At 35.6% G+C, this 12840-nt stretch carries 12 protein-coding genes; 11 read left to right on the top strand and 1 reads right to left on the bottom strand.

Annotated elements, in window-relative coordinates:
• Window positions 1-415 precede the first annotated feature (415 nt).
• The 4 genes from JNUCC23_RS19470 (at window position 416) to JNUCC23_RS19455 (ending at window position 3606) form a co-directional block, all read left to right on the top strand.
• Complete coding sequence (locus tag JNUCC23_RS19470) at window positions 416-730, top strand: thioredoxin family protein (protein ID WP_403075295.1); 315 nt, start codon at window positions 416-418, stop codon at window positions 728-730.
• Window positions 731-1211: 481 nt separating this feature from the next.
• Window positions 1212-3029, top strand: a complete 1818-nt coding sequence (locus JNUCC23_RS19465) for a glucose PTS transporter subunit IIA (RefSeq protein WP_454213122.1) — start codon at window positions 1212-1214, stop codon at window positions 3027-3029.
• A 194-nt stretch (window positions 3030-3223) separates the two neighbouring features.
• Window positions 3224-3406, top strand: coding sequence for a hypothetical protein (locus JNUCC23_RS19460; protein ID WP_214751159.1), 183 nt, complete (start codon window positions 3224-3226; stop codon window positions 3404-3406).
• Window positions 3407-3474: 68 nt separating this feature from the next.
• Window positions 3475-3606, top strand: a complete 132-nt coding sequence (locus JNUCC23_RS19455) for a DUF6254 family protein (protein ID WP_403075289.1) — start codon at window positions 3475-3477, stop codon at window positions 3604-3606.
• A gap of 135 nt (window positions 3607-3741) precedes the next feature.
• Here JNUCC23_RS19455 and JNUCC23_RS19450 read toward each other — a convergent pair whose 3' ends face one another.
• Window positions 3742-3909: a hypothetical protein gene (locus tag JNUCC23_RS19450; protein WP_172796890.1), complete on the bottom strand. Its 168-nt coding sequence runs from the start codon at window positions 3907-3909 to the stop codon at window positions 3742-3744.
• 234 nt (window positions 3910-4143) lie between these two features.
• Here JNUCC23_RS19450 and JNUCC23_RS19445 point away from each other — a divergent pair, with 234 nt between their 5' ends.
• The 7 genes from JNUCC23_RS19445 (at window position 4144) to JNUCC23_RS19415 (ending at window position 12829) form a co-directional block, all read left to right on the top strand.
• Window positions 4144-5109: a bile acid:sodium symporter family protein gene (locus JNUCC23_RS19445; RefSeq protein WP_062186059.1), complete on the top strand. Its 966-nt coding sequence runs from the start codon at window positions 4144-4146 to the stop codon at window positions 5107-5109.
• Between the two features lie 259 nt (window positions 5110-5368).
• Window positions 5369-6508, top strand: a complete 1140-nt coding sequence (locus JNUCC23_RS19440; protein WP_454213120.1) for a histidine kinase N-terminal domain-containing protein — start codon at window positions 5369-5371, stop codon at window positions 6506-6508.
• 650 nt (window positions 6509-7158) lie between these two features.
• Complete coding sequence (locus JNUCC23_RS19435) at window positions 7159-7359, top strand: cold-shock protein (RefSeq protein ID WP_028393766.1); 201 nt, start codon at window positions 7159-7161, stop codon at window positions 7357-7359.
• Window positions 7360-7615: 256 nt separating this feature from the next.
• Window positions 7616-8176 (top strand): hypothetical protein, encoded by a 561-nt coding sequence (locus JNUCC23_RS19430; RefSeq protein WP_403075279.1) that lies wholly within the window; start codon window positions 7616-7618, stop codon window positions 8174-8176.
• A 389-nt stretch (window positions 8177-8565) separates the two neighbouring features.
• On the top strand, window positions 8566-9045 hold the full coding sequence (locus JNUCC23_RS19425; protein ID WP_454213118.1) for a C40 family peptidase: 480 nt from the start codon (window positions 8566-8568) through the stop codon (window positions 9043-9045).
• A gap of 902 nt (window positions 9046-9947) precedes the next feature.
• Window positions 9948-10097 (top strand): anti-repressor SinI family protein, encoded by a 150-nt coding sequence (locus JNUCC23_RS19420; RefSeq protein WP_454213116.1) that lies wholly within the window; start codon window positions 9948-9950, stop codon window positions 10095-10097.
• A 791-nt stretch (window positions 10098-10888) separates the two neighbouring features.
• Window positions 10889-12829: a lasso peptide isopeptide bond-forming cyclase gene (locus JNUCC23_RS19415; RefSeq protein ID WP_454213114.1), complete on the top strand. Its 1941-nt coding sequence runs from the start codon at window positions 10889-10891 to the stop codon at window positions 12827-12829.
• Window positions 12830-12840: the final 11 nt, after the last annotated feature.

The raw sequence follows: 12840 nt of genomic DNA, 5'->3' as shown, positions 1-12840 counted from the left end.
CAGACGGAATCTTAGTATAGATGAATCTAGCAACAGTTCTTTTCGATGATCAGAACAAGCGAGATTCAAAGTATCTACAAACACATACTCGTTTCCTTGCTAAACATTTAATTAGCATGATAAACTACTAAATGTACCGAATAGTAGGTACATGAATGTATCATCAGTCAATAAGCCTTAATAATTTTTCTAAAGGACCGTAAGTGCGTGTTCAAAATGGAAGATAAAAAGAGCAGAGAAGTTCTGCGAGCGATCGCCTTGAGACCTTTCGCGTATATAATAATACGTGAGGACCGGAGAGACAGAGCTTTGATGCAATTCGCAAGTTTTTTTACCGGACTTTTTGAGCAAACTCTGTAAGTAAAGAAAGAAAAAATTGTATAATAAGATAGAAGAACTCATAGGAGGAGAAAACATGAAACAAATCAAAACTGAGCAAGAATATCGTGAACAGATCAAACAAGATGAAGTAACGATTGGCGTGTTTACGACAACTTGGTGCCCAGACTGCAAACGTTTAGATATGTTCATTGATGAAATTACAGATGAGCATCAAGATAAACAATGGTTTACAATTGACCGCGACGAGTTCCCAGAAATTTCAGAGGAACAAAGTGTAATGGGAATCCCTTCACTGTTAGTCTTTAAAAATGGCGAAAAGCTGTCTCATTTACACAGCGCTAACGCCAAAACGCCAGACGCAGTTAGAGAATTCTTAAACAATTTATAAGAGGTTTTCTTTTGGGACATGGGTCCTTTCTTTCCGAGGAACCTCATTTCTTGGGAATCTTTCTATGAAGTAATAATAGTGAAAAGCGAAGTGGGATATATTCCACTTCTTTTTTTTGTGTGCCAGCATGTGTGCAGTCTATGGGGGAAAGAAAAAATAAAAGTGGGAAATCGCTTTCTATTTGTTTGTTTAATAAACAAATTAAAGATATAATAAATTGTAATATTTCAATAGTCAGTCAAATGATAGAAAACGTTTTCGATTGGTTAGTAAGAAAATTGCGTGGTAAAGATTACTTGTTATGTCCAAAGAATGATGATTTTTGTTTAAAAGCCTAGGTTAGGTAAGTTAAATAAAAGAAAAATTTAAGGCGGAATTTTTACTGGTAAAGCAAACTTATTGAACAGTGGCTTATTGTAGAGTTTGACTGATTGATTTAAGGTTTTCTTTTTTGAATAGAGTAAGTAAAGGGGCGCATCATATGAATGATCAACAGTTTGTTAAGAAAATCCTTCAACAAATTGGGGGAGAAAAAAATGTGTCAAGTCTTGTCACCAGTGCAACAGAGCTCATAATTGAGGTGAAAGATAAGACAAAAGCAAATCAACTTGCCTTGGAAAATACGGAGGGAGTTATTAGTGTAGAAGAAAGAAACGGACATTTTTTAGTAAAAGTAGAGGGCACTGTTGAAAATCTATATAAGGAAATCAACAAATTGGGGGATTTTAATTCAGATGACGAAAAGGAGTCTGTGATGAATAAGGTTTTAGAAATAATCGGGGGAAGCTTCGGACCCATATTGGGCGTGCTTGCTGGTGCAGGGTTGTTATCAGCGTTATTAGCCGTGCTCACTATGCTAGGGTGGGTGTCTACTGAAAGCGGTACCTATGCAATTCTTTCTGCAGCTGGACATGCGGTTTTTTATTTCCTTCCTATTTTTCTTGGAATTACGCTAGCAATTAAACTTGGTGCCAATGCCTATGTCGGCGGTACTATTGGGGCGGCACTTTTGGAGCCGCATTTTACTGATTTAATAGGTAAAGCAGAACATGTAGATTTTATTGGAATCCCTGTAGTGTTAATGAACTATTCCTCTACTGTTTTTCCAATCTTCATTGCTGTTTCTATTTATGCGGTATTAGAAAAATTCTTAAAAAAGGTTATTTACAAAGACATTCAAATGTTTATCAATCCGTTGATCTCATTAGTTATTATTGTTCCATTAACGGTGCTTGTTTTCGGCCCTTTTGGTATGTTTGTCGGAGAGGGTATTGGGGCAGTTATCGAGTTTTTAAGTTCAAAAAGTGGACTTTTAACAGGGGCAGTATTAGGTGCCGTTTGGACTTTCCTTACTCTTTTGGGTCTTCATTGGGCGGTTATTCCTATTGCCATCGCAAATCTTGCGAATGGCCCTGATCCAATTATCGGAATGGCTGCAGCAGCACCTTTTGCCCAAATTGGGATGGCAACTGCGGTGTTATTAAAAACAAAAGATAAGAAATTGAAAACGCTCGCTGGTTCAGCAATCGTGCCTGGTGCATTGGCTGGTACTACAGAAATAATCAATTATGGAATCCTCTTACGATATAAACGAACGATGGTTTATGTAGCAGTGGCAGGAGCTGTTGGAGGCGCTATTAATGGTGCTCTTGGAGCGAAAGTGACCGTTTTTGCTCTCCCAAGTTTATTGTCTATTCCGGCATTTACACCGATCGGATTTTATGTAATCGGTATTATGGTTGCTTTAGTGTTAGGATTCCTATTTACGTATATTTTTGGGTTTGAAGATAAAAACAAAAAAGTTTCTACTAAGTCAATATTCGAAACAGATTTAATTAGTGTAAAAAAAGAAACGATTATAAGTCCGTTAAGTGGGGCAATTATTCCTTTAAGCATGTTTAATGATCCACTTTTTTCAACTGAAACAGTAGGGAAAGGAATTGCGATTGAGCCGGAAATAGGAGAGGTAGTTTCGCCGGTAGATGGGTTTGTCTCTACATTGTTCCCAACGGAGCATGCGATTGGAATCACGTCAGAAGATGGAGCAGAAATTTTAATTTTTATCGGCATTGACACAGTGAATTTGAAAGGTCAATATTTTACATCCCATGTCCGGCTCGGAGATAAAGTGAAGCATGGCGATCTGTTGATTGAGTTTGACATAGAAAAAATAAAAGCTGAAGGATATCAAATAACGACTCCTGTTGTCATAACTAATACGAGTCAATATCTTGATGTGACGCATACAAACAACGCGACTGTTCGGGCTAATGAAGACTTACTAACTGTAATTGTGTAATTTATATGGGGGAGCCAATAAATTAGAAATCAACCCATTTGAGAAACTATTTAGGGGTTCACCTATTTAAAATATGTTATTCTTTTTCGCGAAATGTCCTTCATATATGGAGTATATAGTAAAGCTATCTGTTTTAAATCAAGGTATATTTCTTCTTTCTATTCTCATACTAAAGACAAGAAGGAGGGGTATCCATGGCAAAACGAACAAAGAAAAATGATGCGGATCAAAAGAACAAACAAGGATTTGATTCAAGCAAAACGGATTCAGAGTTCTCTCGAGAATTTGGCAGTGCAAACGCTAATCAAGCACATAAAAATAAAGCGAAAAAAGAAAAAGCGTCCAAAAACCAAGGTGAGTGGAAAGGCATGCACTGATTTACATTTGTCAGACCTGATACATGAAATAAAGATGCCTTCACTTTATGTAAAGGAGACTTATCAAAATGACTCAATCTAAACGACAAGAAGAACGACAATGGAGAGAGCGAAAACAATCGCAAAATCCACATGGCAAAGTCAATTCTTTTGAGCAATTAGCTGAAGGTACGAGAAAAGATGAAACGGAAAACAAATAAAGCCGTTTAAATTAAGAACCAAGATATTTCTATAATGTCTTGGTTCTTTAACGTTTCGAGGATAAACAAAGGAAAGGCCACAATCATCGTGAGTGACGATTATGACCTTTTTACGATTTGTATATACGTAGTAATCTAAGGCATTTCGTCCTCTTTTACCCGATTCTTAAATGCCTCATGTGTAACAATATCTTCAACTTGTTCAAACTGTCGACTGTGCTCCTTCTCCTCACTCAAGCTATTTGCAGGGAAGTTTCCAGGATGTCCTTTTTCTTTGTGATTAAAATGTTTACCGCGACTCATACTTATTCACTCCTTTCAATACTGACTTCTTTAGTTTGCACCATCTCAAAAAAAGTATCCCAGAATAGCTTATCGCTACTTGAATAAATAGTGTTTCAAAGGAAGATGTCTGTCTAATGAATGAAACCGCTAACAAATATTCACGCAAATTTAATCATTTCGAATATTTTATTTATTTATTATTTGACTTATACTATAGCAAGATATTAAATACACGGAAGGGTTTTGGTTATTATGAAAACTTTAGAACGAATCAGTCAATTTGTGGGGAAAACCTTTGCTATTTGGGTGCTTGTATTTGCCGCAATTGCCTTTTTTGCACCATCTGGATTTACATGGATTGCACCTTACATTACGATCTTATTAGGAATTATCATGTTTGGCATGGGGTTAACTCTTTCTGGTAACGACTTTAAAGAAGTGTTTAAAAGGCCGAAAGATGTTTTTATCGGCGTAATGGGCCAATTTATCATCATGCCGGGTCTTGCTTTTGCTTTAGCAAAAGGTTTGCAGCTACCACCGGAAATTGCAGTGGGTGTAATATTAGTCGGTTGCTGCCCAGGGGGCACTTCTTCAAACGTTATGACATATCTCGGAAAAGGAGATGTCGCATTATCAGTTGCAGTTACATCGGTTACAACTGTTCTTGCACCAATCGTAACACCAGCTCTTATTTTATTACTTGCCAGCCAATGGGTACCAGTAGATCCAAGCGGACTCTTTCTTTCAATTGTTAAAATTGTCATACTCCCAATCGTGCTAGGTTTAATTGTGAAAAAATTATTTAATAAACAAGCACAAGCGAGTGCTAAAGCGCTACCTCTCATATCTGTTATTGCAATCGTAGCTATTGTGACAGCCGTTGTATCTGTTAGCCAGCAACAAATTGCCAAAACTGGATTAGCCATTTTCGCTGTTGTTATTCTTCATAACTTACTTGGTTACTTGCTAGGGTACTTGTTCGGTAAACTCTTTAAAATGAATTTATCTAAGAAAAAAGCCATTGCAATCGAAGTGGGTATGCAGAATTCTGGCTTAGGTGCTGCGATCGCAACCGCACACTTTTCACCAATGGCAGCCGTACCAAGTGCCATCTTTAGCGTTTGGCATAACATCTCCGGACCGATCCTGGCTACGATTTTCAGCCGTATGAAAGAGACAAAAGTAGGAGAAGTAGAAGAAACGATTATTAGTAAATAGAAATGGAATGAACGTATGGAACCTTCAGCAATATGTTGAAGGTCTTTGTTTTGTATAAATTAATCAGCCAATCTAAGAGTTAGCGGTTAAAAAAAATTATGTATACAGACCCCTTCAGCTAAATAGAAGGAATAAAATGACACTTCAAAGGAATATACATTATTATGTCGCAAAAAGTGCAGGAATTTGATGCATTGTGTCGAATGATTTTAGTATCAGGAAACTTAAAATTTAACAATAGGATGTGGTGGTCAATAATATGGAATCGTCATCGGACCAATTGAAGACTAAAAAAGTATTACTCCAATATTTAGAAGAACATCAATCATTGTTTTTAAATGAATGGAACGAGACCATGATAGTCAATGAAATTGACCCATACAAAGAAACGATTAAAGAAAATGGGTATGAGATGTTTTCTTTGGTCATGAATACAATTAAAGGGTCATTGTCCGAAGAAGTGCTTAGGAAATTGGCTTACAAGATTGCAACTGAACGCCTTGAAGCAAATATTAATATTGGAGACTTTCTGTACAATATTAATTTAGGGAGAAATATTATGGTCAGAAATATTTTTGGAGCAAATCTTCCTATTCATGATACTCAATTGTTCATTGAAGCCATCAACAAACACTTTGATACATTCAGCTATCATGCCGTGACAAGATATACAAATTTAAAAGATGATGTGATAGACGAAAAAGATACTTTTATAAGCGAAAATCACAAAGATAAATTAGCGGTCTTGGGCCAAATATCATCCAGTTTTGTTCACGAATTCAGAAATCCCTTAACGGCTGTGATGGGGTTTAATAAACTCCTGAAAAAGGAGAACCCCAATCTTAAATATTTAGATATTATAGATTATGAACTAAATCAGTTGAATTTTAGAATTACGCAATTCCTCCACACCTCTAGAGCTGATTTTAACGAAGGACAAAGAGAGCAGATCTCCGTTATGGAATTAATCGAAGAAATCCAACAACTAACTTATGCGAGTATAATCGATGCTAACATAAATGTAGAGATCGTATTTTTTCCGGACTTGTATGTAACGGCGAGCAGGAATGGGTTAAAGCAAGTTTTTCTAAACCTTTTTATGAATTCTATTGATGCATTAAAGAATAAAGAACAGCCGAGAAAATTGATTGTACACGCCTTCACTGAGCGGAATGAATTGGTGATAAGCATATCAAATAACGGGCCTGCCATTGCTAGTGAAATCACAGAATCAATTTTCGAGCCTTTTTTCACAACGAAAGAATTAGGAACAGGAATCGGACTTTACGTTTGTAAGAAAATTATAGAAAGTAATGATGGTTATATGAAATGTGTGTCTAATGGTGATTTAACAACATTCAGCATACATTTTCCCGATAGTAAAATGATGGATGACTAAGTGTGCAAAGGAATACGACAGTCGAAAAGGTAGTTTCGTAATAAGATGCTCCTGCTATGCACATATAGAACAATAGTGTCCATCCAAAATGGTTCAGGGGAGATTAGGGCGTGAAACAAAGTAATCGTACCTATTCAAATGGTTGCAGCTTCTACAAGTAGATGAAACTAATTATTTGAAAAATGATTGTAAAAGAAAAATAAGCAAAAGAATAGGGATTTGCCATGATGTTTATAGGCATAATCGTTTACCAGTTTGCATTATTCCCGATTAAACTTATAGGTAAAGTTTAAATATTTTTGTCGAATTCCGTTTGAAAAGTGAATCTCTTTGCTTACATGGCTCACAGAGGAATATGGATAAGGAAGGGATTGTTGATGTTCTTTATGTTTCTATCCATAATTTTGCCAAGGTACCGTTTCCTTCAGAAATAAATAGAAAACAATACTCCGAATAAATGTTAAACAACTATGAGTAGAATGAGTAATCATGTGAAATGATTTGCATTTGTTTACATTACCTGTTATGATAAAGAAGAATTATTTTTGTTCGGTGAAAAGGATTGTATAAGTTCAACTTTTCGTCTTAATGATCACTTTGGGCAGGGATAGTAATACATTGTGTGTTTTTCACACTAGGAGGCAACAAAAATGGAACAAGGTACAGTTAAATGGTTTAATGCAGAAAAAGGTTTTGGATTTATCGAGCGTGAAAATGGAGACGACGTATTCGTACACTTCTCTGCTATTCAAAGTGAAGGCTTCAAATCATTAGACGAAGGTCAAAAAGTAACTTTTGAAGTAGAACAAGGTCAACGTGGACCCCAAGCTACAAACGTTCAAAAAGCTTAATATTGACAATATATAAACCAGACTCTTTAATTAGAGTCTGGTTTTTTTATTTTATCCCGAATTTGGGCCATAGTTTTGTTCGGTCATTATTGCACTCATCTATCTACAGGAAATTCTTAAATATACAACGGATTTGGATAGGGACTATACATATTTCCTATTCATATTCTAAGAATAGAGATATTTAACATGGCACAATGTCATTGCATGATACATATAAATACAGTGAAAATGATTATATGGAAGGGGCAACATTATGAATAAGGAATTGTTTACTCATATGATTGGTAAAGTGCTCAGGTTAGATAGAGGTGGGCCGGAATCTCGGATAGGAATATTATTAGGCATTACAGATGACCATTTAGCGATATTAACAGAGCAAGAAGGAGTTGTATACTATAAAACAAATCATATCAAGAGTATTACAGAAAATGTGAAAAAAGGATTAGATTTTAATCTAGAGATCCCCGAAGGTTTTTCATATAAAACTGCTCCTACATTTAAAAGTTTACTAGGCGATCTGAAGTCTCAATGGGTGAACATTAACCGTGGCGGACCTGAGAGGCTTGAAGGTGTGCTTTTTGATATTAATGATGAATTCGTTACGCTAATTTTTAACGAAGAAGTTATTCGCTTGGCAATGTTTCATATTCGCAGTATTAGTTATGGGGTAAAAGTAGAAAAACAAAAGAAAGAGGAGGGGAATTCAGGGAATAACAAAGATGATAAATCGGATGAAAAGTCAGGAAAGAATAAGGATAATAAATCGGATGAAAAGTCGAAAAAAAGTAAGGATAATAAATCAGAGAAAAAGTAGTATACAAAAAAACAGTCGCTTCTGGTATAGAAGCGACGTTTGTGTATAAGGACGACCCTAATGTGATAAAGCGGAATTTTCCATTGTGATTTATTCACTGAAACTGATGCAAATTAAAAAAAACAACTAGCCAATGCTAATTAATTAAAAACAAATAAAGGTAAAGAAACAACTAAATAAAGAGTCAGTTACCCAAGTTCAACTAAATGAAGAACAAGAATTTTTATATAGGGTAGTAGAAAGAACGAACTAAGTAGAAATAATCCATCGGACCTTAGAAGTTTTGTACATAAAAAATTGAAGAGAGAAAAGGAAAATCTAAGTATCAAAGGGAAAGTTCATCATATATTTAAAGTTGTGACTTATTTTAAGGTTGGGGAGGAAAAAGAATGAGTTTTCGTTTACCAGTTTTAAAGTGGCTTGTAGCAGTATTATTACTTGTGGTTTTGATCGTAGCGTTTATTTTTGGACCAGCTAATGCATCAGCATCTATCAATTATGGCGATGAAGTTGCGGCTGTAGCAGAGACTTATGTGGGAAGTCCTTATAAATATGGTGGGACGACTCCTAAAGGATTCGATGCAAGCGGGTTTACTCAGTATGTTTATAAAGATGCAGCGACAGAGATGAAGATTCCGAGAACAAGTGCTGAACAATATAAGACTGGGGAATCCATTAAGCAAGAACACTTAAAAACAGGTGATTTGGTATTCTATGTTACAGGAGAAAAAGGAAAAGTCTCTTTTGTTGGCATTTATAATGGTGATGGTGCATTTATCGGGAGCACTACAAAAGGTGTAAAAATTGTTAAAATGAGCGATAAATACTGGAAGGATCGATATATCGGTGCTAAAAGGATTATTAAGTAAAAGCTTAATGTACAGGGAGATATTCATCTAATGTGGGATAATCAGTCCAGTTAGGGTTTTGCTGTAATCAAGGTTCATCTAGTATTAAGGACAAAAAGAGCATCGAATCCGATGCTCTTTTTGCTAGTTACAATGAATGGAGTAGTTGACTTTCAGGATTTTCATAATGAATGATCATATATCATCAATCATTCACCTTATATTAGGTGTTAAATTAGGGAGTGATAACGAGTATTCTTTTAGAGGTTGTTCAAAAAGTCCGGTAAAAATAGTTGTCAAATTACATCAATGCTCTATCTCTCTGCTCCTCGCGAATTCCTGCATATGCGAAAGGTTAGGGGATGAGCCCCGTGAATTTCCCAGCTCTTTCTATCCTCCTTTTTGAGACGCACTTTAATAGCAAGATTTTTCTCTGAGCCAATTAGACCTTCACGCCAATAAAAGAAAGTGAAAAAGATATGAGAAAAAATCAGAGGATAAATCGTACAGGAAAGGCAGAAAAATGTAGAATTATAAGGTAATTTAGTTATTTATCACCGTATTATAGCCGGTATCATGAAAACTGTTGATACAAGTATGATGACCTAATAACCACAAATGGTTGGGTTTGGAAAATCCTAACTGAAAGGTGTAAAGTTTCGTATTAGGTAGAGTAGGTCGTATGGACGGAAGAGACTGTGAAATGCGATCTTATACTGAGGAAAATTATCGAAAAATTTAGATAAAATTATTTTTAATAGATTGATAATATAGGGAATTTGGCATATAGTATTCTTAATAAAGAATTTATTTTCTTAAACAAGAACAAAAGGTCAATCATAGTAGAGAAAATAATAATGGCATTATAAGTAGGGTTAATGAATGCGTTGATTATTTGGATACAGCACTGGGGGATGGGAAAGTTGAATAAATTGGACGAAGAAATAGATCAAGAATGGCTTGTATTAATGGTAGAGGCCAAAAAAATGGGCTTATCTATTCAGGAAGTCCGTAAATTCATTACAAAAAATCCGCAACATAATTCTCAAGAAGGAAAGCTGGAATCAATATAATAGTACTTTTTATTACATAGAGGGAAGTGATAGAAGTTGGAAGAAAGGAATGGAAAGAATATCAGTCCGTCTACCCAGGCATTGAGATATCAGCAGCAATGGATATACGAATCAGCCCAAAAGAGTAATCTAAAAGAGTCTGAAATTCAGGAAACCCTGCTACAAACTTTAAACAGGATTGAAACAAAGCTCGATATATTACTTATGCAACGACATAAGTAGTGGATGAAAGGTTTCTGCTTACCGGTGTTTTTGTTTATTTGGTAATTGCTTATGAAATAATGTTCATTCTTTATAGTGAAACTTTGAAAAATAATTATTCGCAACATTGCGAAAAAAGTTGACAGATTATAGAGAAGATGATAATTTTTAAAAAAAGAAATATTTCTTTATAATGAACATTTAAATGGATGAATTAATATAAGGATAAATTAATTTTTGGCAGATTTAATATAGATAATTTGCTTTTTTTATTGTTTGTATGTTCTTTATATAGAACTGAAAGTGTGTAGTATAGATTGGAATTATGGAAATTGAAATAACAAGTTGTATGTCGAAGGAACTATGTAAAGTTAATAGTAAGATGAACGATGTCATATTGTTCTTTAATTAAGAAGCCAAATGAGGTCTAATCAGTGATTGTAGAGGAAATAAAGAATGTTGTACACAAGGAGCTACGCCAATTAGACAGAATCTGATGTGCCATTATTGAAGATTGATGAGCCCCATTTTAACGATGATCCATCCACATTGGCTCCATTAACTTGCAGCTTACATAACGGGAGGAAAAAATGAGTGCAATAACCGGAATTTTTCATAGTAATGACGAGCCTATATCGATTGAGCACGGCAGGGGATTAATGAAGGCTTTACAAAAATATCCGGCTGACGATGTTCAAACATGGTACAAAGAGAATATCTTCCTCGGCTGCCACGCACAATGGATTACACCGGAGTCAGTTGGTGAGCAACTACCATTCTACGATTATGAAAGGAAATTGGCCATTACAGCGGATGCCATTATTGATAATCGTGACGAGCTATTCGAAAGGCTGCAAGTGGATCATGCTGATCAAAAAATCATGACGGATAGTGAATTGATCTTACACTCCTACCAAAAATGGGGAGAAGAAGCTCCAAAGTATTTAGTTGGCGATTTTGCTTTTATGATTTGGGATGAGAAGAAGCAAAAGCTTTTCGGTGCAAGGGATGCCTCGGGATATCGAACCCTTTATTATTACCAAAATAAATCTCAATTTGCTTTTTGCACGACTATAGAACCTTTGTTGTCCTTACCTTATGTTGAAAAACAACTAAATGAAGAATGGCTTGCTGAATTTTTGGCTATCTCCGGAACGATAGATACAGTGGATGCTCGTCTGACACCCTATAGGAATATCGAGCAAATACCTCCATTCCATACCATTAAGATCGATAGAGGAAAAATAAAATTAACGAGATATGGCACCTTTTCTTCAGGAGAGCGATTAAAACTAAAGTCAGATGAAGAGTATGTAGAAGCATTTCAAGAGGTTTTTCAAAAGGCAGTAAACTCAAAGTTACGTACGCATCGCAATGTTGGTTCTCAGCTAAGTGGAGGTTTGGATTCGGGGGCAGTTGTTAGTTTTGCTGTAAAAACTATGCGAGAGAAAAATAAAAGATTACATACTCTTAGCTATATTCCTCCAAATGATTTTAAGGATTTTACACCTAAACAATTAATACCTGATGAGAGACCATTTATTAAATCAACCGTACACCATGTAGGAGGTATTACAGAACATTACCTAGATTTTGAGGGGAAGAATTCCTTTTCAGAAATTGATATTTTTTTGAAAGAATTGGAAATGCCATACAAATTCTTTGAGAACTCCTTCTGGTTAAGGGGCGTGTTTGAGAAAGCTCATGAGCTAGGAATAGGGGTATTACTAAACGGTGACAGAGGAAACTTCACCATATCCTGGGGGTCTGCTTTAGACCATTACGCCACCCTTCTAAAGAAGCTAAAGTGGCTTCGTCTTTTTCAAGAATTAAATCAATATAGTAAAAATGTGGGCGGAGCTAGATTGCGTAGGCTTCCAGTTATTTTAAGAATTGGATTTCCAATTATTGATCAAATTTTTCCACAAGGGACACCCTATAGACTTCCTACGCTAATTAACCCGGCATTCGCAGAGCGTACTGGTGTTTTCAAAAAACTTAAAGAATATGGTATAGATCAAACAGGGTGGTTTTCCCCGCCAAATATAAATGAGGAAAGAAGAATTCTTCTTGAAGATATCTTTCCTTGGAATGCAGGAAATACACTTATCTCCAAACTATCTTTACGTTACGGATTATGGAAGCGTGATCCAACAAATGATTTGCGTGTGGTCCGTTTTTGTTTATCTGTGCCAGAAGAACAATATGTTCAAAATGGGTTAGATCGGGCACTTATCCGAAGATCCACAGAAAATTATTTACCCGATAAAGTTAGATTAAACCAACGTACTCGGGGTGTTCAAGGTGCTGATGGGATTCATAGAATGATTCCGTATTGGAACGACTTTATAGAAGAACTTGAGCAACTTAGTACAGATAAAAAGGTATTAGAATTTTTAGATGGTCAAGTGATAAAAACATCCCGATTAAAAGTTGAGGAGGGACCTCGACCGAAATATTACACGGATCCTGATTATAGAACTTTAATGCGTAGTTTAATTGTCTATCGTTATCTTAAAAAATTTGCTTGAAAGGAGGTGAG

The organism is Peribacillus sp. JNUCC 23, from assembly GCF_053653995.1.
Note: the sequence above shows the minus strand (reverse complement) of the source record. Positions and strands in the feature narration are given on the sequence as shown.

Coding starts and splice junctions, on each gene's coding strand:
- JNUCC23_RS19460 (WP_214751159.1), top strand. CDS start 3,224: ATGGCAAAACGAACAAAGAAAAATGATGCGGATCAAAAGAACAAACAA.
- JNUCC23_RS19465 (WP_454213122.1), top strand. CDS start 1,212: ATGAATGATCAACAGTTTGTTAAGAAAATCCTTCAACAAATTGGGGGA.
- JNUCC23_RS19445 (WP_062186059.1), top strand. CDS start 4,144: ATGAAAACTTTAGAACGAATCAGTCAATTTGTGGGGAAAACCTTTGCT.
- JNUCC23_RS19435 (WP_028393766.1), top strand. CDS start 7,159: ATGGAACAAGGTACAGTTAAATGGTTTAATGCAGAAAAAGGTTTTGGA.
- JNUCC23_RS19430 (WP_403075279.1), top strand. CDS start 7,616: ATGAATAAGGAATTGTTTACTCATATGATTGGTAAAGTGCTCAGGTTA.
- JNUCC23_RS19440 (WP_454213120.1), top strand. CDS start 5,369: ATGGAATCGTCATCGGACCAATTGAAGACTAAAAAAGTATTACTCCAA.
- JNUCC23_RS19425 (WP_454213118.1), top strand. CDS start 8,566: ATGAGTTTTCGTTTACCAGTTTTAAAGTGGCTTGTAGCAGTATTATTA.
- JNUCC23_RS19455 (WP_403075289.1), top strand. CDS start 3,475: ATGACTCAATCTAAACGACAAGAAGAACGACAATGGAGAGAGCGAAAA.
- JNUCC23_RS19450 (WP_172796890.1), bottom strand. CDS start 3,909: ATGAGTCGCGGTAAACATTTTAATCACAAAGAAAAAGGACATCCTGGA.
- JNUCC23_RS19415 (WP_454213114.1), top strand. CDS start 10,889: ATGAGTGCAATAACCGGAATTTTTCATAGTAATGACGAGCCTATATCG.
- JNUCC23_RS19470 (WP_403075295.1), top strand. CDS start 416: ATGAAACAAATCAAAACTGAGCAAGAATATCGTGAACAGATCAAACAA.